Annotated in this window: 18 protein-coding genes; 11 read left to right on the top strand and 7 right to left on the bottom strand. The window is 68.2% G+C overall.

From position 1 onward, the window contains the following. The first annotated feature begins 10 nt into the window (after window positions 1–10). On the top strand, window positions 11–1,279 hold the full coding sequence (locus QNM97_RS20980) for an AI-2E family transporter (protein WP_283823273.1): 1,269 nt from the start codon (window positions 11–13) through the stop codon (window positions 1,277–1,279). A 4-nt stretch (window positions 1,280–1,283) separates the two neighbouring features. On the opposite strand, the gene QNM97_RS20975 is transcribed toward QNM97_RS20980, so the two are convergent. The 3 genes from QNM97_RS20975 to trmB all read right to left on the bottom strand — a co-directional run bounded on the left by QNM97_RS20975 (window position 1,284) and on the right by trmB (window position 6,568). Next, on the bottom strand, window positions 1,284–4,913 hold the full coding sequence (locus QNM97_RS20975; RefSeq protein ID WP_283820160.1) for an MMPL family transporter: 3,630 nt from the start codon (window positions 4,911–4,913) through the stop codon (window positions 1,284–1,286). A 114-nt stretch (window positions 4,914–5,027) separates the two neighbouring features. Next, entirely contained in the window at window positions 5,028–5,753 is a 726-nt protein-coding gene (locus QNM97_RS20970; RefSeq protein ID WP_283820159.1) for an NYN domain-containing protein, read from the bottom strand. Then, window positions 5,750–6,568, bottom strand: a complete 819-nt coding sequence (gene trmB, locus QNM97_RS20965; protein ID WP_502875065.1) for a tRNA (guanosine(46)-N7)-methyltransferase TrmB — start codon at window positions 6,566–6,568, stop codon at window positions 5,750–5,752. The genes QNM97_RS20970 and trmB overlap by 4 nt, the downstream gene beginning before the upstream one ends. A 145-nt stretch (window positions 6,569–6,713) precedes the next feature. Between trmB and QNM97_RS20960 the strand changes: the two genes are divergently transcribed. The 8 genes from QNM97_RS20960 to QNM97_RS20925 all read left to right on the top strand — a co-directional run bounded on the left by QNM97_RS20960 (window position 6,714) and on the right by QNM97_RS20925 (window position 17,034). Continuing rightward, window positions 6,714–7,556: a hypothetical protein gene (locus QNM97_RS20960; protein ID WP_283820157.1), complete on the top strand. Its 843-nt coding sequence runs from the start codon at window positions 6,714–6,716 to the stop codon at window positions 7,554–7,556. Then, window positions 7,553–9,130 (top strand): hypothetical protein, encoded by a 1,578-nt coding sequence (locus QNM97_RS20955; RefSeq protein ID WP_283820156.1) that lies wholly within the window; start codon window positions 7,553–7,555, stop codon window positions 9,128–9,130. Before QNM97_RS20960 ends, QNM97_RS20955 begins: the two co-directional genes overlap by 4 nt. Further along, window positions 9,130–9,534, top strand: coding sequence for a DUF6802 family protein (locus QNM97_RS20950; RefSeq protein ID WP_208793891.1), 405 nt, complete (start codon window positions 9,130–9,132; stop codon window positions 9,532–9,534). The genes QNM97_RS20955 and QNM97_RS20950 overlap by 1 nt, the downstream gene beginning before the upstream one ends. 289 nt (window positions 9,535–9,823) lie before the next feature. Next, window positions 9,824–11,650, top strand: a complete 1,827-nt coding sequence (locus QNM97_RS20945; protein ID WP_283820154.1) for a phosphoenolpyruvate carboxykinase (GTP) — start codon at window positions 9,824–9,826, stop codon at window positions 11,648–11,650. A gap of 55 nt (window positions 11,651–11,705) precedes the next feature. Next, a complete protein-coding gene (locus QNM97_RS20940) occupies window positions 11,706–12,734 on the top strand; it encodes an esterase-like activity of phytase family protein (protein WP_283820153.1) in 1,029 nt (342 codons plus the stop codon). 93 nt (window positions 12,735–12,827) lie between these two features. Then, window positions 12,828–13,736, top strand: a complete 909-nt coding sequence (locus QNM97_RS20935) for an ABC transporter ATP-binding protein (protein ID WP_502874945.1) — start codon at window positions 12,828–12,830, stop codon at window positions 13,734–13,736. Window positions 13,737–13,739: 3 nt separating this feature from the next. Next, the gene (locus QNM97_RS20930; RefSeq protein WP_283820152.1) at window positions 13,740–16,292 is read left to right on the top strand and encodes an ABC transporter permease; all 2,553 of its coding nucleotides are present in this window, start codon (window positions 13,740–13,742) and stop codon (window positions 16,290–16,292) included. A 49-nt stretch (window positions 16,293–16,341) separates the two neighbouring features. Further along, window positions 16,342–17,034 carry a hypothetical protein gene (locus QNM97_RS20925; protein ID WP_283820151.1) on the top strand — a complete coding sequence of 231 codons (693 nt, stop codon included), beginning with the start codon at window positions 16,342–16,344 and terminating at the stop codon, window positions 17,032–17,034. Window positions 17,035–17,537: 503 nt separating this feature from the next. On the opposite strand, the gene QNM97_RS20920 is transcribed toward QNM97_RS20925, so the two are convergent. Both QNM97_RS20920 and QNM97_RS20915 read right to left on the bottom strand, forming a co-directional pair. Then, window positions 17,538–18,827 (bottom strand): HNH endonuclease, encoded by a 1,290-nt coding sequence (locus QNM97_RS20920; RefSeq protein WP_283820150.1) that lies wholly within the window; start codon window positions 18,825–18,827, stop codon window positions 17,538–17,540. A 475-nt stretch (window positions 18,828–19,302) separates the two neighbouring features. Then, a complete protein-coding gene (locus QNM97_RS20915) occupies window positions 19,303–20,031 on the bottom strand; it encodes a class I SAM-dependent methyltransferase (protein WP_283823271.1) in 729 nt (242 codons plus the stop codon). Window positions 20,032–20,129: 98 nt separating this feature from the next. Between QNM97_RS20915 and QNM97_RS20910 the strand changes: the two genes are divergently transcribed. Beyond that, window positions 20,130–21,263, top strand: a complete 1,134-nt coding sequence (locus QNM97_RS20910; RefSeq protein WP_283820149.1) for a glycosyltransferase family 4 protein — start codon at window positions 20,130–20,132, stop codon at window positions 21,261–21,263. Here QNM97_RS20910 and QNM97_RS20905 read toward each other — a convergent pair. After that, on the bottom strand, window positions 21,203–22,975 hold the full coding sequence (locus tag QNM97_RS20905) for an MmpA family trehalose lipid delivery protein (protein ID WP_283820148.1): 1,773 nt from the start codon (window positions 22,973–22,975) through the stop codon (window positions 21,203–21,205). The genes QNM97_RS20910 and QNM97_RS20905 overlap by 61 nt on opposite strands. A gap of 28 nt (window positions 22,976–23,003) precedes the next feature. Continuing rightward, on the bottom strand, window positions 23,004–23,945 hold the full coding sequence (locus QNM97_RS20900; protein WP_079931378.1) for an HpcH/HpaI aldolase/citrate lyase family protein: 942 nt from the start codon (window positions 23,943–23,945) through the stop codon (window positions 23,004–23,006). Window positions 23,946–24,076: 131 nt separating this feature from the next. On the opposite strand from QNM97_RS20900, the gene QNM97_RS20895 reads away from it, so the two are divergent. Then, on the top strand, window positions 24,077–25,342 hold the full coding sequence (locus QNM97_RS20895) for a polysaccharide biosynthesis protein (RefSeq protein ID WP_283820147.1): 1,266 nt from the start codon (window positions 24,077–24,079) through the stop codon (window positions 25,340–25,342). Window positions 25,343–25,369 lie beyond the last annotated feature (27 nt).

Raw genomic sequence — 25,369 nt, 5'->3', positions numbered from 1 at the left:
GGTACATCCGATGGTCCGCAAGGCGGCGGAATGGAGTTGGCGGCTTCTGCTGATCCTCGCCGCGATCTACGTCGTGGGTCGGTTGTTCAAGAAGTTCGACGAGGTCACGGTCCCGTTGGCATTGGCGATCCTGCTGTCGGCGTTCCTGGTGCCCGCCGTCGACTACCTCAATCGCCGCCGGGTTCCGCGATCGTTGGCGGTCGTCATCGTCATGCTCACCGCGCTCGGCGTGGTCGCGGGCGTGCTCACCTTTGTCGGACGCGCCTTCGTCAGCGGGTTCCCGCAACTGACCAACGAGGTGGTCTCGACGGTCGACCAGACGCGGAAGTGGTTGACCAACGGGCCGTTGGGTATCGACCCCTCCCAGGTCAACCATCTCGGCAACAACATCATCGACCTGATGCAACACAATCAGGCAAAGCTCGCCAGCGGCGCGCTGGCCACCGCGACCACCGCCACCGAACTGGTCACCGGCCTGCTGTTGATGATCTTCCTGATGATCTTCTTCCTCTACGGGGGCGGGCAGATCTGGGAGTTCTGCGCGCATCTGATCCCCCGCGGCTCCCGGGAGAAGGTCGTCGCGGCGGGGGTCGCCGGCTTCGGCACGCTGGTGGCGTACGTGCGCGCAACCGTCGTGGTCGCGCTCGTCGACGCCGTCTGTATCGGTATCGGTCTGGCGATTCTGCGTGTGCCGCTGGCGCTTCCGCTGGCCACGGTCATCTTCCTGTTCTCCTTCATCCCGATCGTCGGTGCGCTGATCAGCGGAAGCCTCGCGGTGATCATCGCGCTGGTCACCCAGGGCTGGTTGACCGCGGTGATCGTGCTGGCGATCCTCGTCGGTGTCATGCAACTCGAAGGCCATGTGCTGCAACCGTTCCTGATGGGCCGCTCGGTGCGACTGCATCCGGTCGCCGTGGTCCTCGGGATCGGCGCGGGTATCGTCGCCTCCGGCATCGTCGGCGGCTTGCTCGCCGTGCCCGTGATCGCCTTCGCCAACACCGCGATCCGCTATTTGCGCGGCACGCCGCTCACCGAGGTGATCAAGGGCGACAAGGGGTTCGAGGCCGCGCCCGACCCGCCGATCTGGGATCGATTACATCTCGATCAGGCGATCGTCGACGCCGAACAACTCGCCGAGGAGATCGGCGACGACGACGTCGACGCCGACCGCGACGGCCCCAAGAACCCCAGCCCCAAGAACCCCGGCCCCAAGGATTCCGGTCCCGAAGACACCGGCGCCAGGGATTCCGGCGCCAGGGATCCCGGTCCCAAGGCCTGAGGTCTCAGTCGCCCGTCTGGCCGCTGCGGCTGCGACGCAGCAACTCGTGCACGCTGATCCGGTCGTCGTCGTCGGCGTCGCGGGCGTGACGATCCGACGTCGTCCGGTCACGGCCCGGTGAGGTGGCTCGCGGGTCGTCGGCCGACGGCGAACCCGCACGATCGGGCCCGGTACGACCCGCGGCCGGGTCGGGGACGTCGGCGGTGGTCGTCGGGTCGGCTATGGAGCGTGGCGGCACCAGCCGCGAGGACCCCTGCGACAGACCACGATCCATGGGGGAGGGGCGGCCGGGGCGCGATTCGGGGGGTGTCGGGCGGCTGCGTCGAGCACGTTCCTCCGGGCTCAACGATGCCGCCAGCGGGCGCTGACCGGTCTGGTCGAGCTCGGGCCGACGCGACAGCGGTGATACCGGTCCCGGTTGTGGTCCGCTCGCGCTGCCGGGCGCCGGTGCCGACTGTGCTGGTCCCGACGGTGCGGATCCCGACTGCGGTGTCGGCGGGCGGCGGGTCAGGTCGGGACCCCGACGGTGACCCGGCTGGGATTGAGTGCCCGGCTGGGGTCTGCCTGACGTCTGCGGTGCCGTCCGCGGGCGCGGCGCGCTCGGCGGTTGCGGCCGTGATGCACCCGAACTACTCGGTGCACCCGAACTGCTCGGTGTACCCGAACTACTCGGTGCACCGGACGATTCCGCTGCCCCGGCGGCCGGACCGGCCGCACTGAGACGGATGCCGCCCTCGCCGAGGCTCCAACCACCGGTATCGGGACGGTCGGGAGTGTTCGGCGAGTAACGCCGCGGCGGTGCCGGCGGCGGAGCGTCTGCCGGTGTCGAGGCCACGGGACGAGGTGCACCCGGACGGGGGCCGTTCGCGACGCGCGGCGCGGGCATGTCACCCGACGGAGGCGCGGACGGACCGCGTCGTGCGCTCGCCGACGGTACCGGACCCTGCTGGACGGGACCCTGCTGCGCTGGAACCTTCTGTGCCGGAACCTTCTGCGCCGGAACCTTCTGCGTGGGAACCCGTTGCGGCCGTGCGCGGTTCGGTGCCGAGATGGGTGCGCCCGACCCGGCTGCGGCAGGCCTACGAGTCCCACCCGGCTCCACCGTTTGCGGCGTGGCCCGACCGGCGCGGCGTCGCGTACCCGCGGCCGGCGGCGCCGCGGCCATCACCGACGTCGGAACCTCCGAGACCAGGGTGCCCGCACTGATCGCGCGCGGCGCGACGGCGTCGGGACGCTTGTCGTCGGGCTCCTCGTCGAGAATGATCTCGCCCAGACCGATCTTTCGCTGCAGCGTGCGCATCCACCGCGGTGCCCACCAGCAGTCGTCGCCGAGCAGCTTCATCACCGACGGCACCAACAGCATGCGAATGACGGTGGCGTCCAAGATGAGTGCGGCGATCATGCCGTACGCGATGTACTTCATCATCACGATCTCGGACAGGCCGAACGCGCCGGTCACCACCACGAGAATGGCGGCGGCCGCGGTGATGATGCGACCGGTCAGCGCGGTGCCGACGCGGATCGCCTCGGTCGTCGACGCCCCGCGTTGTCTGGCTTCGACCATGCGGGACAACAGGAATATCTCGTAGTCCGTGGACAGACCGAACACGATGGCGATGATCAGAACCAGCACCGCGGCAAACAGCGGGCCGGGTGTGAAGTTGGCGATGCCTGCGCCATGGCCGTCGACGAAGATCCACGTCAGGATGCCCAGCGTGGCGCCGAGACCCAACACCGACATCAACGCCGCCTTGATCGGCAACACCACCGACCCGAACGCCAAGAACATCAACAGCCCGGTGATCAGCACGAGCATCAGTGCCATCAACGGAAGTCGTTGCAGCAGAGCATCAATGGAGTCCTGGGTGAGTGCCGGTGTGCCGGCCACCCACATGCGCATACCGCTGGGCACATCGATCTTGCGCAGGTCCTTGATGGCCTCACCCGCGGTGTCGCGATTCACCAGACCCGCCGACATCTGCAGCACCTGCAGCCCCGACGAGCCGTAGCTGCCGGTCAGGGCGCCGTCATCGGCGGAGGAGCTGAATTTCTTGGTGAAGCCGGGGATCTTGTTCGCCTCGTCGGCGATCTGCGAGATCGCATTACCCGCCGACGAGTTGTTCTCGTCGTACATGATGACGAGCTTGATGTCCTCGGTGCGTTCGGTCGGGAAGTACTTGTCGAAGGCTTCCTGTGCGACCCGGCTCGGATTGTCCGGCGGCAGATACTGCTCGCTGATACCACCGAACTTGATGCCGCCGAACGGGATCGTCAGCACCAGCAGCAACAGCACGGTGGGCACCGCGGTGGCCACCGGATGCTTCATCACCCAGCCCGAGAGCCGACCCCAGAATCCGTTCTCGATCTCTTCGCGCGACTTGGTGCGGCCGGTGAGGTCGGCGACGCGGTGGTCGAGCCGATCGGCACCGGACGGGGAGAATTTCCGGACGATCGGGAACAGGGTGTAGGAGAGCATCCAGCGCAGCGAGAACGCATCGACGCGCGGCCCGAGGATGGCCAGGAGCGCGGGCAGCACGGTGATCGAGAGGATCGCCGCCAGCGACACCGATGCGATCGCGCCGTAGGCCACCGACTTGAGGAATCCCTGCGGCATGATCAGCAGACACGCGATCGCCGCGACGATGATCGTCGCCGAGAACACCACCGTCTGCCCGGCGGTCATCACGGTTCTTCGTACCGCGGCCTTCGTTGAATACCCCTCGGCGAGCTCTTCTCGGAACCGGCTGACGATGAACAGGCCGTAGTCGATGGCGATACCCAGACCGATCAGGGTGACCACCGATTGGGCGAAGATGTTCAGCTCGGTGATCTGGGCGATCGCATTCATGATGCCCAGCGAGCCCGCGATCGTCAGGCCACCGATGAAGACCGGCAGACAGGCGGCGATGACACCGCCGAAGATGAAGAACAGCATCAACGCGACCAGCGGCAGGGCGATGATCTCGGCGCGATGGATGTCGGCGTCCATCCCGCGCGCCATCGCGCCCGCGACCGGCTGCAGACCGGCGAGCTGGAACGTGGTGCCCGCCGGCAGGTCGTAGCGCTGCGCGATGTCGTCGAAGAACGGCTCGATCGCCTTGAAGTTGTTGAGCACCGTGGTGTCGTCGTTGCCGGCGACACCGATGCTGATGAACGCCCGCTGCTGATCAGGGGTGATCGTGCGGGATCTGACGATGTCCTGCGCAGCCTTGCCCGCGGCGTCGGTCGGCGTGAAGAACGGGTCGATGACCTGCTGGTTGTTGCTTAGCGCCGACTGCTCGCCCTGCGGTGTGGAGGTGTCGCCGTTGTAGGCGCGCTGCACGATCGTCGGGTACTTGGTCAGCATGTCGTCGACGAACTTCTCGACCTTCGTGCTGATCTGCGGGTCGGTCACCTTGGTGCCGGGCGGGGCGGTGATCAGCAGGATGACGTCGGAGCGGTGATCGCGGCCGAGGGCGGTGTCGGCGACGACCGAACCCTTCGACGACTGCGACGTCGGATCGAACCAGCCGCTCTGGCTGAGATGTTTGCTGAGTCCGAGGCCGTAGAGCCCCAGTCCGCCCATCAACACCACCAGGACGGCGATGACGGCGAAGCGCATCCGATAGACGAATGTGCCGATGGCTCCGAACACGCCGAGTCCTTTCTGAAAGTCCGGGGAAGAATTGTCGCAGCGCCTCCTGAGCTCTCCCTGAGGTACTGCCCGTGAGGCCCCCGACGCCTCGTTCCTGCGGTTATGCCGGCCGGCTCACCGGAGAAGCGCCGACAGCGGCCGGAACGGCGCCAGCCACGCACCCTCGTCGGGCAGCGAGTCCAGGCCGATACGCGGTAGCGGTTCGCGGAACACGCCGGGGATGTCTTCGAGATCGACGAACTCGAGTTCGTCGGTCGTCAACGCCCAGCTGGCGTGTTCGCGGAAACCGATCACGGTGACCGGGACACCGTCGGCGACGATCTCCAACAGTGGTTCCCGGAACGCCTGCCCGTCGGCAGACGCCACGATCAGTCCGGCTAACCCCACAGTGTGCCTGCGCAACTCGATGTGGTCGAGCATGTCGGAGTCGACGTCGCTGTCCTCGGACACCTTGGGCTTGGCGAACACGGCGTACCCGACGTTGCGCAAGGCCTCCACCCACGGCCGCACGACATCGGCGCTACCAGGCACGATGTTGGTGAACACGGTCGCCTCGGGTTCCACCGGACGCCCGGTCGCCGAGCCGTCGGCGGCTGTGTCGAGGTCCACGTCGCCGACCGCGCGCCGACCGGACAGATCGGCTGTCCGGGTCAGCATCCACCGTCCGAGGGCGTCGAAGCGCGGGCGGTGTGCCGCGGTCGGCCGGCCGCCGAGAATCGCGCCGAGCCCCATGTCCATGTTCGGTGCGTCCCAGACCAGCAGCATGCGCGGGGCGCCGCTCTGGCCGGCGATCGTGTCGGCGAATCGACCGCCGGGCGGGGTCGGTGCGGCGTCGTTCATCGATTCTCCTCGGCCCTGGTGGGTGGGTCCTGCGGCAGCTTGACGTAGACGAACTCGTTGACGTCGCGTCCCTCGCGTTCGGCGCGTCCCTCGAATTTCGTCGTCGGCCGGCTCAGTGAGATGGGCGTCGGGCGGGTCGCCGGCACGACGTGCGGCGCGGCCGGGTCCTGGGTGGCCAGGATCTCGGCGATCCACTCGGCGTAGTCGGCGTGGTCGGTGGCGATGTGCAGAATGCCGCCGTCGACGAGCCGATCGGCCATCAATTCGACGGTGCCGCGCTGGATGAAGCGGCGTTTGTGGTGGCGGGACTTGGGCCACGGGTCGGGAAAGAAGACCCGGATACCGGTGAGACTGCGCGGCCCGATCAGTTCCCGCAGCACCACCAGTGCGTCACCGCGGATCATCCGGACGTTGGTGAGGCCGCCCCGGTCGATCAGGCCAAGTAGCTGGGCGAGTCCCGGTTTGTAGACCTCGACGGCGACGACGTCGACGTCGGGTTCGGCCTGCGCCATCGCCGCGGTCGAGATCCCGGTGCCGCTGCCGACCTCGAGGATCCGCGGCGCGTCCCGGCCGAACGCGGCGGCCATGTCCATCGGCGGCTCCGGCGTCTGATCGGCTCCGGTCGCCAGATCTCGGCCGAGGCGGGGCCACAGGGTCTCCCAATTGCGCTGCTGGTTGGGCGTCAGGGTGCCGCGGCGGAACCGGAAGCTCGTCACCCGCGGGTACAGCCGGGACCGATCGGCGTACTCACCGGCGGGCTGGTTCCGGACGGAATCGCCCTGCTCACGCGCGGTGGCGTCGGCGGCAGGGGGCACCGGTCGGTCAGTGTTCACCGGTCCATCGTGTCCTATCGCCGTGACGAGGTCATCCTCGACACCCTGGGCCTGTGTATTTCTGTGACGCAGGTCGGGCTTGTCCGGGTTAGGCTGCCAGACCAGGGGAGATGTGGGGGAGAGGTGAATGACCGACCGACGTGGTGAGCTGGCGCGTGTGCTCGACGGCGCTCCGTCGGCGGTGTGTGACGTCCTGCCCGCCACGGTGCGCGCCGAGGTGTCGGCGTCGGCGAGCCATCACCGGCGTGCCCTGACGATCGCGGTCACCGGCCGTCCGGGCACCGGGCGCGACACCATGACGCGGGCGGTGCGCGAACGCTTGCGGGTCGGCGCGCTCGGACCGGGCGAGGACCCCGACGCGATCGACGGCGCCGATCTCCGGGTGCACGTGATCGTGGCCGCGGTACGCCGCGCCGACCACGAGATCCTTGCCTCGTTGCCCGTCGATCGCACGATCGTCGTCCTCGGCAAGGCCGACACCCATCCCGATCCGCGCGACGCCGCGCACGCAGCGGCCGATGCCGCCCGGGTGCTGGGCCGACCGGTCACGGCGGTCTCGGCCCTTCTCGCCTGTGCTGATGTCACCGAGGCGGAGTGGACCTTCCTCGCCGACCTCGTCGCCCGCGACGAGCAGATGCCGTCGATGGCCGGGCACTTCCTCGTCGGCGATCCCGGCGGGCGCGAACGCACGCTGCGACGCGGCTTGCTGCGGCGCCTGGACCGGTTCGGTATCGAGACCGCTCTGGACCTGATGGGTGCCGGCGCGGTGGTCGACGCCGCCGGTCTCAACGCGACGCTGCACCGGCTCAGCGGCATGGAGGCGCTCGTCCCGATGGTCGCCGCGTGTGTCGGCGAGGTCCGGGCACGTCGGGAGAGCGCGATCCGCGACCGCCTGGAGGGTCTGGCCGTCGCAGGGGTCGCGCGCGAGGGGATCGAGCAGTTGCTGCGCGTGCCGGAGGTGGTGCGGTGAACGTGACCGCGGCGCAGATCAGCCCGGATGGTGTCGGTACGGGTGGCGACGGTACAGGTGGGACCGGTACTGATGAGATCTACCACCAGGTGTGGCAGGCGACCGGCTTCGATGTGACGAGCATGCCCGAGCCCGGGGCGTCGATTGTGGTGGCCGGCGCGGTGGATACGGACGTCGAGGATCTGCTGGCCGCCTGCGGTGAGGTCGCCCCCGATCTGCCGATGTCGGTGGCCGGTTCCGGTCCGGTGACCGGCGGGTTCGGCGCGGGCCTGATGGTGCTGAACCCGTCGTCGGATCTCGACGCCGACGAGGTCGAACTGTTCATGAGGTTGCGGACAGAGGTGGGCACGGTGGCCCTCGTGTGTACCGGAATCGACGCATTCTGGGAGTGGCCGCGACGACTGCGCGCGCACCGCGCCGTTCTCGATCCCGCCGAGGAGCTCCCGGTGTTCGCGGTGTCAGCGGCGGCTGCGCTGGCCGGCGCGGTCGACGAGTCCGGGTTCGCCGACCTGGTGGCCTGGATGCAGGAGGGTCTGACGCGCCCGATCGAGCAGCGCGTCGAGCAGGCCCGGCTCGCGGCATGTGTGGCGGCACTGGACCGGTGTATCCGCGACGACCATCTCGCCGCGACCGACACCGCGCACACCGACCCGGAGGAACTGATGCGTCGCCGCCGCACCCTGGTGGCCACCCGTGACCGCGGACGGACCGACCGTCTCGCCGCGGTACGCGCCGGGGTCGCCGGCGTTCGCACGGCCACCGTCGCCGACGCACAGACCGGATTCCGGGCGCTGCTCGCCGCGGCGAACCGGCGTTGTGCGCATGCCACACCCGACGAGCTGGCGACCCACCTGACCTGGTTGGACACCGAGATCGCACAGATCAACCACCGAGTCGATACCGCCCTCGACGACCGGCTCGAGGCCGTCGGGGCGACGGCACTGCTCGGGGTCGACGGCGACGAGCAGGGGCGCGGTCCCGGTCCGGCGGGGCAGGCGGCAGCGGCGGTCCGTCGTGCCCCGCCGGCCGGTCGTCGAGGCGCCGAGGATGCATTGATGGTGCTCATCGGTGCGTCCACCGGGGTCGGCGTCGGACGCCTCATCGTCTCGCCGATGGCGTCGGTGCACACGCTGCAATGGATCTCGATGCCGTTGACCCTGGTGATCGGCGTGGCCGTGGCGTTCTGGGTGATCCGGATCCGCCGCGCGGCCGCGCGGCGCACCGATCTGCGGTCCTTCTCGGCAGAGGTGCTCACCGAGGCTCGCGGCCGGCTCGAACAGCGCATCGCCTCACGGAGCACCGAGGCCGAGTCACGTCTGGCCGGGCAGATCACCCGGCATCATGAACGCCGGGTCCGCCACGTCGCCGCCGACGTCGCCGAGATCGACGCGACCCTGCGCCGGCTGCGTGCCGCGCAACCGGCCGGGGCCACCTCGGAGTCGGTTCGGTTGACCGAGCTGCGGCGCGCGGTGGCGTCACGGCTGGCCGAGGCGACGCGAACGCCAACACGGACCGAGACGACCACCGCACCCGCGGTCATGAGGAGTGAGCCGGTCATGAGGAGTGAGCACTGATGGAACCGTTCGTACTGGGCGAGGGCGGGGACCCGGACGACGACGCGGCCGCCGGGCTGTGGCATGGCGACGCGGAGATCGAGGACGCGGCCCACCTCGCCGGACTCCCCGACACCCCGCTACCCGGTGAGGAGTCCGCCGCAGGTGCCGACGACCACCTGTGGATGTATGAGGACGGTCGGGTGTGGGATCTCGGTCCCGCCGACGTCGACACCGACGCCGACGGTGTCGCCGACTCGTTGACCCGGACCGGCCCCGACGGCATGACCGTCTACACCGACCGCGATCACGACGGGCGCGTCGACACCGTCACCCGAATCGGCTCCGACGGCGACTACGAGGCGCACCGTCTGGCCGCCGACGGACGCACCTGGGTGCCGACCGATTCGGGCAGGCTCGACTGACACCCGGGCGCGCGCAACGAGCCCGCCGACGGGTCGCGCAAGGGCCTGCGGGGCTCGCGCGATAAGGAGTGAATCGGACTTTCGCGAGGATCTCAAACCGTCATTCGGGGGTGATATCGCAGGTCACGGAGTTTCGGGGATTGCCGGCTGTCGTAAGTGGACCTATGGAAATGTGGCATATACCGCATCTGTTAACCCCGCCACCTAGCGGACGTTCGGTGACCGTATCCTGGGGATAAGCCGCCGTACCCCGGTCACCATCGATGGTGGCCAACTCCGAGGAGGAGATATGACCTCAGCAACCATTCCCGGATTGGATCCCGACAGCGCCCCGACCGCACATGCGGGTTTGCTGGCATGGGTCGCCGAAGTCGCCGAGTTGACCCAGCCCGACCGGGTGGTGTGGTCCGACGGCAGCGACGAGGAGTGGGAGCGGCTGACCGCAGATCTGGTCGAGGCCGGGACGCTGGTCAAACTCAACGAGGAGCGCAAGCCCAACTCGTATCTCGCCAAGTCGGACCCCGCCGACGTCGCGCGCGTCGAGTCGCGGACCTTCATCTGCGCCAAGACTGCCGAAGAGGCGGGCCCCACGAACAACTGGGTCGATCCCGACGAGATGCGCGCAACGATGACCGAGCTGTACCGGGGCAGCATGCGCGGCCGCACCATGTTCGTGATCCCCTTCTGCATGGGGCCCCTCGGCTCCGACGACCCGAAGCTCGGTGTCGAGCTGACCGACTCCGAGTACGTCGTGCTGTCGATGCGCATCATGACCCGCGTCGGCCCGAAGGTTCTCGAGGCGCTGGGCGACGACGGCTTCTTCGTCAAGGGTCTGCACTCGGTGGGTGCCCCGCTCGAGCCCGGTCAGGCCGACGTGCCCTGGCCGTGCAACCCCGAGAAGTACATCACCCACTTCCCCGAGGATCGTGAGATCTGGTCCTACGGTTCGGGTTACGGCGGTAACGCGTTGCTGGGCAAGAAGTGCTACGCGCTGCGGATCGCGTCGGTCATCGCCCGCGACGAGGGCTGGATGGCCGAGCACATGCTGATCTTGAAGCTGACCAGCCCGGAGAACAAGGTGTATTTCGTCGCCGCGGCCTTCCCGAGCGCGTGCGGCAAGACCAACCTCGCGATGATCCAGCCCACCATCCCCGGATGGAAGGCCGAGACCGTCGGCGACGACATCGCATGGATGCGCTTCGGTGACGACGGCCGTCTCTACGCGATCAATCCCGAATTCGGGTTCTTCGGTGTCGCCCCCGGCACGAGCGAGGACTCCAACCCGAACGCGATGAAGACGATCGAGGCCGGTAACACGCTCTACACCAACGTCGCCCTGACCGACGACGGTGACATCTGGTGGGAGGGTATCGGCGGCGAGACCCCCGCGCACCTGACCGACTGGCTCGGCAACGAGTGGACGCCCGCGTCCGATCACAAGGCCGCACACCCGAATTCGCGATACTGCACCCCGATTTCCCAGTGCCCGTCGTTGGCGCAGGAGTGGGACGATCCGCAGGGTGTGCCGATCTCGGCGATCCTGTTCGGCGGTCGTCGCAAGACCACGGTGCCGCTGGTGACCGAGGCCCGCGACTGGCAGAACGGCGTGTTCATGGGCGCCACCGTCGGTTCCGAGCAGACCGCCGCCGCCGAGGGCAAGGTCGGCACCGTCCGCCGCGACCCGATGGCAATGCTCCCGTTCATGGGTTACCACGTGGGTGACTACTTCGCGCACTGGATCAACCTCGGCAAGAACGCCGATGCGTCGAAGCTCCCGAAGGTCTTCTACGTCAACTGGTTCCGTCGTGGTGACGACGGTCGCTTCCTGTGGCCGGGCTTCGGCGAGAACAGCCGCGTGCTCAAGTGGATCATCGGGCGCATCGAAGGTGAGAACGAGGGCGTCAACACCCCGATCGGCATCGTCGCCAAGCCCGACGAAATCGACGTCGCCGGCCTCGATCTGCCCGCCGAAGATCTCGCTGCCGCACTCGATTTCGACCCCGAGGAATGGCGCCGCGAGTTGCCGCTCATCGAGGAGCTGTTCGACTTCGTCGGTGAGAAGCTGCCGACGAGCCTGTCCGACGAGCTCGACCAGCTCAAACAGCGCCTCGCCTGAAAGCCTCGATCATCCGTTGAGATGACACGGGACTCCTGAGGTATCGTTGCCCCCTATGAGACTTCGCTCATGGGGGGCAGCGTTCGTTTCGGCGCTCGCCGTCTCGCTGACCATCGGATCCGGCGTGGCGACGGCGGTGCCCGGTTCGCCGGTTCCCGGCCAATCCATGGCCACCTCGCGATATGTCGACACCGAGATCGTGCCCGGCATACCGTCTTTCGGGGCTATTTCGGGTATCGACCAGACCGCCAACGGCGACTACGCGATGATCTCGACCGATGTCGGTCGCGCCGGTCCCGCCCGCTTCTACACCACTCACATCGACTACTACCCGTCGGTCGGCCAGCTCGGCATCCCGCGCTTCACCGGCGGTGGCACCGTGCTCAGCCCGCTGAATCTGCCGCTGCTGCCCGGTGATGCGCAGTTCGAGGGCATCCGGTCGGTCGGTGGTGGCTACGTCGTCGTGAGCGGCGGGGCGCATCAGTTCGTCCGTCAGATCGGCCCGTTCGGTACGTTCGTCCGAGATCTCCCGCTGCCCGCTGCGTGGCGCCCGACGCGGACCGCAGGTGTCAACGGCCAGAAGGGACTCACCGGGGTGGCCGTCGGGCCGCGGGGACAGATCAGTGTGATCACCGCCGGCGGGCTGCGCCAGGACCCGGGTAACGCGGCGCGGCTGCTGACCTTCGGATCGGGTCGCGGACAGAGCGAGTACGTCTACCGCACCGACCCCGACAAGGTCGCCGCCGATGTCATCGCCGTCAACAGCACCGACTACCTGGTCCTCGAACGCGGTCGCGGACGTGTGACGAGCATCTACTGGGCCACCACCCGCGGCGCCGACGCGGTGACCGGCAAGGCCAAGCTCTCCGGCTCCGAGAAGGCGATGCCCAAGACCGAGATCTTCTCGGCCAACCCGCTGCCGAATCTGGTGACCGGCAACATGTCCGGAATGGCATGGGGCAATTGGCTTCCCGACGTCCGCGGGCAGAACTATCGGGCCCGGATGCTCTACGTCGTCACCAACAACATGTTCGCCGGACCGACCCGCGTGCACGCGATCGAGGTGCGCTTCCCACGTCGCTGACCCACACCCGGACACGGGCCACGCCCGCGACCGGGGTGAGTTCAGGGACAACCCCGATGGCCATTCCGGCGCCGACCTGGCACCGTGGTGGCCATGACATCAGCGCACGCAGAGATGACGCAGCCGCGCGGCACCGCCGCCGCGGCCGGATCCGAGGGTCTGACCAAGGTCTACGGAACAGGTGACACCGCCGTTCACGCTCTGCGTGGCGTGACCATCGAGTTCGCCGCCGGACAGTTCACCGCGATCATGGGACCGTCGGGGTCGGGGAAGTCGACGCTGATGCACTGCCTCGCCGGTCTCGACGACGCCACCGGGGGTCGCGCCTACATCGGTGACGTCGCCCTCACCGGGCTCTCCGACAAGGAGATGACCAAACTCCGCCGCGACCGCATCGGCTTCGTGTTCCAGTCGTTCAATCTGGTGCCCACCCTGACCGCGGCCGAGAACATCACCCTGCCGCTCGACATCGCCGGCCGACCGGTGGACAAGGAGTGGTTCGACACCGTCATCGGCCGCCTCGGCATCGGGGATCGGCTCGGCCACCTACCGACTGAACTGTCGGGCGGCCAGCAGCAGCGCGTCGCGTGTGCACGCGCACTGGTCGGCAAGCCCGACATCATCTTTGGTGACGAGCCGACCGGCAACCTCGATTCCCGCTCCTCCGGAGAGGTTCTCGCGATCCTGCGCGCGGCCACCGACGAGTTCGGGCAGACCGTCGTCATCGTCACCCACGATCCTCGCGCCGCGTCCTACGCCGACCGTGTGGTCTTCCTCGCCGACGGCAACATCGTGCGGGAGCTGACCCGCCCGACCGCCGACGACGTGTTCGAGGTCATGCGCCACCTCGATGACAAACCGGGGGATGGCAAGCCGGGGGACGCGACACCGGTCGACGGGCTCACCGGCACCACGGATTCCGGTGCGCCTGCTGCCGGGCAGGCCACCGCCCCGGTCAACCCGACCGACGGAACGCCCCGCGGGCGCCACGAGGCTCGCTGACCAATGGCCGCATCATCGGTGATGCGCAAGGTCTCCCTACGAAACCTGCGTGCGCACAAGCTCCGATTGTTCCTGACCGTCTTCTCGATCGTCCTGGGTACCTCGTTCGTTGCCGGGTCGATCGTGTTCACCTCCACCATCTCCCACGCGTTCAACTCGATCTTCGAAGGCGCGGCACAAGGTGTGGCCGTCGAGATCACGCCGCAACGATCGACCTCCGACGGTGTGCCTGACAGCGTCGTCGACCAGCTCCGGGATCGTAAGCAGGAGTTGGGGATCGACAAGATCGTCACCAATCAGCAGGGGCCGGTGACGATCGCCGGCGCCGACGGCAAGGCGCTGCAGACCGGTGGTGCCCCGAGTGTCGCCACCGCCTACATTCCGCCGGATCAGGCGATCTCCTCGGAGAGACTGCTGCCCGGTGGCCGGGCGCCCAATGGGCAGAACGAGATCGTGCTCAACTCCTCGGCCGCCGACAAGGGTGGCCTGAAGGTCGGATCGAAGACGAAACTCGTGATCGGACAAGGTAGTACGCAGCCGTTGGAGGTGACCGTCGTCGGCCTCGTCGACCTGCCCACCTCGACCGGCGGGTACGTCAACGTCCAGTTCGACCAGCAAACCGCGTCTGACATCTTTTCCGACGGTTCGCATGTCGCGGTGGTCGACATGTCCGCGGTGTCCGGGGTATCCGCCGACGAACTCGCCAAGCGGGTGTCGGCGCTCGTCGACACCGACGAGTACAAGGTGCGTACCGGCGACCAGGTGCGCGCGGACGAGAAGGCCCAGGTCAACCAGTTCCTGACCATTTTCACCGGAATCCTGTTGGCATTCGCGGCAATCGGGCTCATCGTCGGTACCTTCATCATCTACAACACCTTCTCGATGATCGTCGCGCAACGCAATCGTGAACTGGCCCTGCTGCGCGCCATCGGTGCCAGCCGGCGTCAGGTGTCGCGTTCGGTGCTCTTCGAGGCGTTCGTCGTCGGCGTCATCGGCGGGCTCGTCGGGCTCGGTGTCGGCATCGGATTGGCCGCGGTGTTGAAGGCGGTGGTCGGCTCCGCGTCGGGTCTGCCGAGTGGTTCCCTGCAGGTCGGTCTGTGGGCGGTGCTCGCCGCGCTGTTCGTCGGGATCGTCGTCACGATGGTCAGCGCGTGGGTGCCCGCGGTCCGTGCCGCACGGGTGTCCCCGGTGGAGGCGATGCGTGCCGGGGTCACCGAAGGTGCTGCGCCGCTCCGCAATCGGACGCTGGTCGGCGTCGTCTTCTTGCTGATCGCCATCGGCACGATCGCGTGGGGCGCGATGGGCGCAGGCCTATTGCGCGCGGTGGTGGTCGGTATCGGCGCTGGTGCGGCGATCGTTGCATCGGTGTTGGCCGGACCGGCACTGTCCAAACCCATCGTGGGTGGTCTCGGCCGGGTGATCGGTGCGCCGTTCGGCACGGTCGGACGGCTGGCCCGGACCAACGCGGTGCGCAATCCACGACGCAGCGCGGCGACCGCGTTCGCGCTGACCCTCGGTCTGATGCTGGTCGCCGTGATCGGCACCCTCGGCGCCTCGTTCAAGGGAACCGTCGATCAGGCCGTCGACGCGGGTATCCGGGCCGACTACATCGTTGCGGGCACCAACAATTCGCCGGTGCCCGAGTCGGTGGCCGGGGCGGTCACCAAGGTGCCGGGCATCTCCGACGCCGTGTCGTTCGGCATCGTGTCGGCGCGTATCGACGGTCAGCCGCGCACCGGGTTCGCCGCTCTCGGTGGTGATCTCAATGGTGTGTCGGTATTGAACATGCTCGACGGCGCGTCCGACAAGCTGCCGGCCGACGGGATGTTCATCAGTGAACGCACCGCCAACGAGCGTGGCTGGAAACGTGGGCAGACCCTGACCTTCACCTCGGCCGACGGGTCGCAGGTGCCGGTCACGATCGCCGGCGTGTACCAGGACAACGAGGCGCTGCAGCCGTGGATGGTCGGCTCGCAGGTGTATGAGAAGGTCATGCCGGAAACGAGCCGGATCACGTTCGGGCTGTTCGTCAAGGCCGCTCCCGGCACCAACCTCGACACGCTGCGTACCGATCTCGAGAACGCGACGTCGGGATATCTGACGGTGCAGGTGGAAACACGCGAGCAATACAAGAGCAGCATCTCCGAGCAGATCGATCAGATGCTCGCGACGTTGTACGCCATGCTCGGGCTCGCCCTGCTCATCGCGGTCCTTGGCATCATCAACACCCTCGCGCTGTCGGTGGTGGAACGTAAACGCGAGATCGGCATGTTGCGCGCGATCGGAACCCTGCGCAGCCAGATCAGACGGACGATCTATCTGGAGTCGGTGCTGATCGCGATCTACGGGGCTGTCCTCGGCGTCGTTCTGGGCTCGGTGATCGGATGGGCTCTGGTGCGCACACTCGCCCGGTGGGGGCTCGGTGATCCGGTGCTGCCGTGGAGCTTGATGGGGTGGACGCTGCTCGCCTCGGCCGTGGTCGGCGTGTTGGCCGCGTTGTGGCCTGCGGTGCGGGCGGCGCGGACGAAACCGCTCGAGGCGATCGCCGAGGGATGAGTTCTCCGGGTTGTCGGGGTTGGTGGCCGCGGTTTGGCACAATCGGCGCATGACTCAGCCACCGGAAGATCCGTGGGACCCGAATCGTCCGCCGCCGCACACGCGTGCGTTCGACCCTGATCAGAATCCGGCGGAGTACCCCGACGCGGGTTATCCCCAGACTGGATACGACCAGACCGGATATGACCAGCAGGGTTATGGTCAGGTGCCGGGCGGGCCGCCGCCCACCGGACCGTACGGTGAGCCGCCGTCCGGAGGCGGTGGCGGGGGTCGGCGAACCCTGATCCTGGTGCTGGCGGTCATCGCGGCCCTGGTGTTGATCGTGGTCGTCGCAGTGCTCGTCGTTCGGAGTAGCGGCGGCGGTGATTCCACGGCGTCGCCGACGACGAGTTCGGTGTCGGCGACGTCGTCGACCACTACACCCACAACCACGACCACCACCGAGACGACAACCGAGGAGACGACCACCTCGCGGGTCCCCGCGGGAGCTGTCGTCTACCAATTGACCGGCAGCGGTGACGTTGCCGGAGTGCGCTACCGCAAGGGTTCGGAGTTCGTCATCGATCCGGTGACCGCCGCGCCATGGTCGATGACGACGACGGTCACCGGCGGCTCGGCCGAACTCACCGCAATCGTCGTTCGTGGTCCGGTGACCTGCACCATCATGCACGGTCGCGAACAGCTGACCTCAACCACGAGCAACGGTGGCCTCCTCCGCTGCGTGGCGGATCTGCCGAACTGACCATCCCTCGACCTGCTGCGCCGATGGGTGTCCGGGCCACGGTGGTCCGGTTCCGGCTCTGGCACAGCAGGTCTCGAGGCTCGCCGCATGCGGCTCGCACCTCGACCAGCGGGGGGAGACGCCCATCCCGGTGGTCGAGGTGCCGAGGAGCGCTAGCGACGAGCCTCGAGACCTGTTGTGTCGAAAGGTTTCCGGTCCGCGGTGGTCCGGTTCCAGCTCTGGCTCAGTCGGTCTCGAGGCTCGCCGCACGCGGCTCGCACCTCGACCAGCGGGGGGCGTTCCCACCCCGGGTTTCGTGCCCGATGGCCGTCCCATCCCGATGGTCGAGGTGCCGAGGAGCGCCAGCGACGAGCCTCGAGACCTCTTGTGCTGACGGGATTCCGGGCCACAGGCGGCACCACACCTCGACCATCGGGTGGGGATTTCTCTATGGAGTTCTCAAACAACAGATGCGGTCCCGGCGATGCCGGGGTGCAGGGAATCAGGTAGTGGGGCAGGGTAGGTCAGGCTGCTGCGTCGTCGAGTCGCATGGTTCTACGGTGATACGACGGCACGGGTCGGCGTTTCGGGTCGATGCTGGCGGGTGGGATCAGCCAGGGGTGGCGGTCGAATCCCATGATGATGTCCCAGCCGTGGTGGTGCACATCGTCGTGGCAGCTGGTGCAGAGGAGGCAGCCGTTGTCGAGGTCGGTGGGACCGCCGTCGGCCCAGTGGTGCACGTGGTGTGCTTGGCAGCGGCCGGCGTGTGTTCCGCATTTGATGCATCCACGATCCCGGACGAGTAAGGCTTTGCGTTGTCCGGGGGTGAAGAAGCGTTTCTCTTGACCAACACTGAGCGGTACCCCATTGGGGTTGAGGATGATCTTGGTGATCGTGGTGTCGCACGACAGCATTTTCGCGGTGGCTTCGGTGATGGCTCCCATGTTCTGCAGGTCCCCGCCGAGTGCGGGGTTGTCGGCCGACCAGGTCCACAACAGGCCGTTGGTGGGTTTGGCGGAGAAGGTGGTGTCGGCCAATCCTTGTGCCGCGAGTTCGACGATCGTTTCGAACGCGGCGGCACAGATTTGTTCCGGGGTGCGGGGGTCGGGCGACCCGTCGGGTTGAGGTTTGGGAGCCGACAAGGTTTCCATCAGGGTGCGGGTCTTCTCGCCGGCGATGATGTCGAGGTTCGCCGAGATCTCCAACCGTCCGTCGTCGGTGATGCGGTCGGTGTAGGAGTTGATTCTCTTGTCCTCGGCGGCCGGTAGCCCGCCCGGGGTTTCGGCCGCCAACTCGTTCCCCAACTGCCGGGCGTAGAGAATGATCTCGGCGGGGGTGAAGCCAGCGAAGTAGTGTGACAGCAGTTTCTGCAGGTATTCACACCGGTGGACGGTGTTGAGGGGTTCGGGGGAGCGGGTGTCGATGTGGCCCAGTCCGCGGACGATGGCGTCGGTGTGTTCGGAGGAGATGGATCCGTCAGCGGCATGTGTCAACAACAGATCGATATCGGTGGTGCCGGCCATCCGCACATATCGACCCGCTACGGCGGGTGCGAAACCCATGCTGATCAACAACTCCCGAAGTCGGGTGGTTTTGTGGTCGGCGACCCCTAACCGGTCCAGTTCGCCGGTGAGGGTGGTGGCGTGGTGATCGACCAGGTTCCGCAACAGCAGGACTTGTTTCATGGCGCCGAAGGCTTGGGGTCCGGTCATGTCCGGATTCCATTGCAGGTCGCTGAGTTGGGTGACGATGGCGGTGAAAACTGCTTCGGCGTCAACGGTTTCCGCGTCAAGAATGGTAGTGGATTCGATCATGGGCCCCTCCCCGGTGGCTGATCGGTGTGTGGGTCGAGTCTACCTCGCCAGGGTGTTCGATGCAAGGGGAAGTTTGGTGAATTCTGCTTGTGGACAACGTGTTTCGGCGCTCATTCTTTGTCGGTGGGGTGTGGTAGGGAGTCCGGGTTTTGTTTGCCAAGCTTTGGATGTGGTTGGGGGGCTTGTTGTCTCGCCGGGTCTCGAGGCTCGCCGCACGCGGCTCGCACCTCGACCATCGAGGGAAAGGGTTACGACCATCGGGGAAGGGTTCTCGACCATCGAGGGAAAGGGTTCTCGATCATCGAGGGAAAGGGTTACGGCCATCGGGGGAAAGGTTCTCGGCCATCGGGATAGAGGGTTGCTCGGCCGTCGGGGGCGACGGTCGGGTAGGGCGGGTTGCTCGACTGTCCCGGGGGGCTCCCCAGCGGGCGCCGACCATCGGGGAAGGCCTCGACCATCGGGGAGTCGAGTCGTGCTAGTTCTTGCGCAGTACCACGACGAGATTGGTGGCCAGGAACTCGCGGAGTATCGGGACGCGCAGTACCCACCAGGACGGTGCCGGAAGGTAGCGGGGGAAGGCGGCGATCAGCGTGGTGTCGTCGGATCGGCTGCGGGCCCAACGTAGGCCAGCCGTCGCGGTGACCGCGAAAAGGGAAGTGCCGTAGAGGTTCTTGGGCGGATGTCCGTGCCGTCGGGTGTACCAGCGAGCGGCCCTGTGGCCGCCCGCGTAGTGGGTCAGGCCCATCTCGTGACCGCCGAAGGGGCCCCACCACAAGGTGTAGCTGACGATGACGAGTCCGCCGGGGCGGGTCACGCGGATCATCTCGTCGCACATCTGCCACGGTCGTGAGGTGTGCTCGACGACGTTCGACGACAATGTCACGTCCATCGAGTCGTCGGCAAAGGGGAGTGCCTGGCCGGAGGCGCGCACGGTGCCGCGATGTTCGAGACCGCCCGCATGCATCTCCGTCGGATCGGGTTCGACCGCCAGGTAGTGGGCGCCACACGCACCGAATGCGTCGGCGAAGTAGCCCGGGCCGCCGCCGACGTCGAGGATGACCGAATCGTCGAGGTCGGCGAACGCGCCGACCATGGCCGCGGTGTCACGGGCGAGTGCGCCATAGAAGCGTGCGGGATCGGTCTGTTCGTACCGGAAGTCCGACAGCAGGCCGGCTGCGCGGCGGAATGTCGCGAGTCGGCGCATCTTCTCGGTCGGTGCGGGCACAGGCGGGATGCTACCGCTGCGGCACGGGCCGGACGCTGCCGCTACGCCGCCCCCGCGGTCGGTACCCTGGTGAGGCGATGACACCTCCCACCCACGTGCTGCTCCTCTGCTGGCGAGATACCGGCCACCCGCAAGGCGGTGGCAGCGAGACCTATCTCGAACGGGTGGGTGCCGAGCTGGCGCGACGAGGTGTCGAGGTGACGTATTTGACCGCGGCGTACCCCGGTGCTCCCGACGACGAGCGTCGCGACGGAATCCGATTCGTCCGGGCCGGCGGCCGGATCTCGGTGTATCCCCGAGCACTCGGTCTCCTGCTGGCCGCCCGCATGGGTCGCGGGCCCCTCGCCGGCCGTATGCCCGATGTGGTCATCGACACCCAGAACGGCGTGCCCTTCTTCGCTGCTCTGACCCGCATCGCACCGACGGTCGTGCTGGTCCACCACTGCCACCGCGAACAGTGGCCGGTCGCCGGTCGGGCGCTCGGGCGACTCGGCTGGTTCATCGAGTCCACTCTGTCGCCGTGGGTACACCGGTGCAGCCGCTACGTGACGGTGTCCGGGCCGTCGCGTAGCGAGCTCGTGGGTCTCGGCGTCCACGACGCCCGCATCGACGTGATCCGTAACGGCCTCGATCCCGTGCCCGCCGACGTGAAATCGCCGAGCACAACCACATCGACGCCGCGCCTGTGTGTGTTGTCCCGGCTGGTTCCGCACAAGCAGGTCGAGCACGCGCTGACCGTGCTGGCCGATCTCCGCCGGGCCGGAGTCGACGCCGAGCTCGACGTCATCGGCGACGGCTGGTGGTCCGGCGAATTGCGCAGCACCGCAGATACTCTCGGGGTGAGCGGGGCGGTCACGTTTCACGGTCACGTGGACGAGGTGCGAAAGCATGAGATCCTCGCGCAGGCACGTGTTCACCTCATGCCGTCGCGCAAGGAGGGGTGGGGGCTCGCCGTGATGGAAGCTGCTCAACACGGCGTGCCCACGATCGGGTATCGGAGTTCGGCCGGGCTGGCCGAATCGATCGACGACGGGCGGACCGGTCTGCTGGTCGACGGGATGGACGAGTTCCTCAGCGCCACCCGTAAACTCGTCGACAACCCGGACGAGGCGCGCCGGCTCGGCCGCGCGGCGCAGCGCAAGTCCCAGCGCTACTCGTGGTCGACGACGTGCGACGAGATGCTCCGCGTCCTGCGCGACGCCTGTCGCTGAACGACATTCACCAACCTCTCGATGACCGCGGCGAGAGCGCCGACGACCATCAGCAGCGCCCAGATGACGTGTCCTGCCCACGCCCAGCCCCGCGACATTGACGACGCCCGCGGCGTCACCGCCCCGCCGAGATCGAACAGCATCAGATCGGGTCCCGAAACCACCGGTGTCAGATCGGCGAGCTCCGCTGGAACGGAGGTCTGGGGACCGCGCTCGACGAGCACCCAGCCGACGCCGAGGTCGGACAGCGCACGCGGGTTCGCTCCGCTGCGCAGAACACGATTCACCTGCGCTGCAGTGTGATCGGCGTGATCGACGACGACGCCGTCGACCCGTAGCTCGCCCGATTCGATGACCGGCGCACGCACCATCCGGGTCGTCGGGTCCAGCGACGGTCCCTCGGCGAAGGAGTATTGGCGCACCGTGCCGGGCGGCCACAACGCCACCGCACCGCGGTCGGCGGGCACCATGGCGGCAGCCTTCGTCCAGTCGTCGGGGTAGTGCGCCGGAGTGATCCGGCCGCCGACCCCCCACGCCAGATCCGGCAACGGGGCGATCACCAGCAGAGCAATGGCCGCGAGCGCGAAACCCGCAGGCACATAACGCCGCAGCGCCACCACCGCGGCCGCCGAAGCCAGTGCCACGAACGGCATCACCAGGGCCAAGAACTTCTGGGTATCGCGCACCAAGCCGGCACCGGGAACAGCGTCGACGACAGCCCCCAGTGCCGCCTGCCCCGGGCCCGCCGCGGTCACCGCCACCAGCAGCACGACGACCGCCGCCAACGCTGCCACACCACGCAACAGACCCGGAGCCGGCGACGCGGAACGGCTGCGCCACAACCACACCGATCCGGCGACGATCACCACGAGCAAGCACGCGGTGGCGATCGCGGCCCACCAGATCGTGCGGCTCGTCGGCACGGCGTCGGAGTTCCAGATGCCACCCAAACCCAGTGCGGTGCCGAGCGGACCCAGCAGCGGCTCGGACCGCAGCGAGAACGCGCGTACGCCGGCCGGTCCGTCGGAGGCGATCGATCCACTACCGATCACCGCGGACATCAACCACGGCAACGCCGAACACACCCAGAGCGCACCGAGTCCGGCAAACATGCGCCACCGTCGGATACCGGTACAGGACACCGCGGTCACCCCGGCGATCACTGCCGCCATCACCGACCCCGTCGGCGTCAACCCGGCCACCGCGAGCAACCCACCCACCTGCGCCCACCCGACCCACCGCCCACGTGCGCGCCCCTCGGCGACATCGGCGACGGCCACGACGATCCACCCGAGCGCGGCGTATCCGACGAGCAGACTCCAGTTTCCCTGCAGCAGGCGTTCGGCGACAAAGGGGTTCCACACCGTGACCACGGCCGCGGCCACCGCTCCGGAGCGTCCGGCCCCGGGGACCAGCCGAAAGGCCAAGCGCCCGAACCCCACCGCCGCGAACAGCACCGCGGCAGCGAGGGCCACCAGAACCACCACGCCGCCGCCGACGACCGACCCGGCCACCGCCACGAACCAATCCTGGGGAACCGCACGAGGTGCGAGCGGACCGATCCCGAGCGCGGCATCGGTGACGAAGGACCGCGGCGTCGACACCGCATCCCGGTATAGCAGGTACCCGCCGCCGAACAGTGGTCCGACGATCACCGCCGACAGCACCGCGCCGACCCCGTAGAGGATCGGTAGCAGCCGCGGGTTGGTCACGGGCGCAACGTCTTCCCTCGCCCGCGGATCAGTAGTGGTAGGTGTCGGAGGGGGCCGACGCGTGTCCGGGATCGACGTCGTAGTCGGACTCGGTGACGGCGTAGGCGCGCGCCAGGTCGAGGATCTTGGTGGCGCGGGCGATGCGCGGCAGATCCGATCCGTTGCGGATCTCGCCGCCGTCTCGCTCGAAATCGGCGAAGAACTCACGCGCCCAACTGATGTCGTCAGGCGACGGCGACAGCCCCTCGTTGACCGGGGCGCACTGGTCGGGGGTCAGACAGATCTTGCCGGTCATGCCGAACTCCACGCTCACCGCGGTCGCCTCCGACAACTTCAGCGCCCCCGACCCCACCGTTGGGCCGTCGATGGCGCTGGGCAGGTGGGCGGCCTTGGCGGCGATGGTGAACCGCGACCGGGCATAGGCCAAGGTGGCCGGGTTGTCACCGAAGCCGGTGTCCCGCCGAAAATCGCCGATGCCGAATGCGAGACGGAAAGTGCCTTTCGCCGTGGCGATCTCGCTGATCCGCTCCAGTCCGCGGGCGGTCTCGACCAGTGCGACGATCGGCACGTTGGGCAGACGCTTCGCGGTCTCGGTGACGTGGTCGACCGACTCCACCATCGCCAGCATCACCCCGCCGACCGACGTCGTGGCCAGCGCGTCGAGGTCGTCGGCCCACCAGGGAGTGCCGAAACCGTTGACCCGCACCCAGTCTCCCGGTCCGCCCGGATGGTCGTCGGACTCGGTGGCCAGCCACCGCAGCACGTTCTCGCGGGCGGCGACCTTGTCCTTGGGTGCGACGGCGTCCTCGATGTCGAGAACGACGATGTCGGCGCGCGAACGGGCGGCCGGGGCGAACCGCTCGTACTGGGCACCGTTGACGAGCAGCCAGCTGCGCGCGAGTACCGGGTCGATCCGCGAGCCGATGTCGCTCGTGTCGGGGTCGACGGTGGTGTTCTGCTGGTCGTACATCCTGGCCTTCTCGAGTGGTGATCGACGATGAATCCGTTCCATCGTTTCACACCCCGCCGCGGTGCCCGCCGGCCCCGACGTCCCCAACAGCGCGAACACTCGGCACGCCGCGGTGCGGCACACTTGAGCGCATGGCGACAGCGATCCGGATGCGCGGGCTGGTGGGCGCGCTGGGATCGGTGGCCGCCGGGTCGATGACGGCGAATCTCGCGGCCTATGTCGTCTATGTCGGGGCCGGACGGTGGCTTGCGCCGGGCGATTACGGGCAGTTCGCGCGACTGCTGTCGGCGATGCTCGTCCTCGGTGTCCCTGCGTTGGCGTTGCAGTCGGTGATCGCCCGCGAGGTGGTCCGCGGACGCGGTTCCGGGCTCGCCCGGGTCACGGCGACGACGGTTGCGGCCGTCGTCGTACTCGCGCTCGTTGCCGTCCCGGTGGTCGTCGCGGTGGCCCGGACCGGCGCGGCCGCCACGGCTGCTGCCCTCGCGGCTGCGCCGCTGCTCGTGGTGATCGCCGCCGGTCAGGGCGTCCTTCAGGGGCTCGGTGAGTTCCGCGCGCTGGCGTGGGTACTCGGGGCGGTCGGCATCGCGCGGTCGGTGCCGATGCTGGTGGCCTTCGCTCTCGGCGCCGGCCCGACGTGGGGGCTCGCCGTCGGCACCCTCGGCACGGCCGTCGCCGCTGCCGTCGTGTGGTCGGCGGTCGGGGTGGTCCGCCGCGCCGATACCGGCCGCACCCGGCGACCCCCCGGCGTGAACGGAGCCAACCCGGACACCACCACCACCGGGGTGGGTGCCGCGGGAGTGCTGCGCGCCTCGCAGGTGCAACTGGTGCTGATCGTGGCGGTCTCGATCGACCTGCTGCTGTCGGGAACCGTGCTGCACCCCGACGACGCCGGGGTGTATGCCCTCGGCGCGGTCGCGACCAAGGCCGCCTTCTGGCTGCCACAGGCCATCGGCGTCGTCTTCTATCCGCGGCTCGCCGATCCCGCGCGCTCGCGGACCGCCCTGCGTCAGGCGGTGGCGGTGGTCGCGTCGATCGGGGCGATCCTCACGGTGGCCGCCGCCGCTCTGGGTCCGTTGGTGCCACTCGTCGTCGGCGACGCCTACCGACCGCTGGTGGGACTGCTGTGGCTGTTCGCCTACACCGGCTCGGCGATGGCCGTGCTGCAGGTTCTGCTGTTGTCGGCGATCGCGGCCGATCGCACCCGCGCCTCCGCGGTGACCTGGCTGGTCGTCGGGATCGAGGTGATCGTGATCGTCTGCGTCGTCGATTCCGTCGTTGCGCTCGCGGTGACGGCCGCCGTGGCCGTGACCGCGGCCGCCGTGGCGACCGGCATCGACTGCGTGCGGGCGATGAGCCGCACGCCCATCGAGGCGGACGAGGTGCGCCGGCCGGCGTGACGATCGTTGGGCTGCTTCGGGTTAGCG

The organism is Gordonia sp. L191, from assembly GCF_030077625.1.
In the GTDB taxonomy this organism is placed as follows: domain Bacteria; phylum Actinomycetota; class Actinomycetes; order Mycobacteriales; family Mycobacteriaceae; genus Gordonia; species Gordonia polyisoprenivorans_A.
This window is presented reverse-complemented; position numbering and strand designations above follow the sequence as displayed.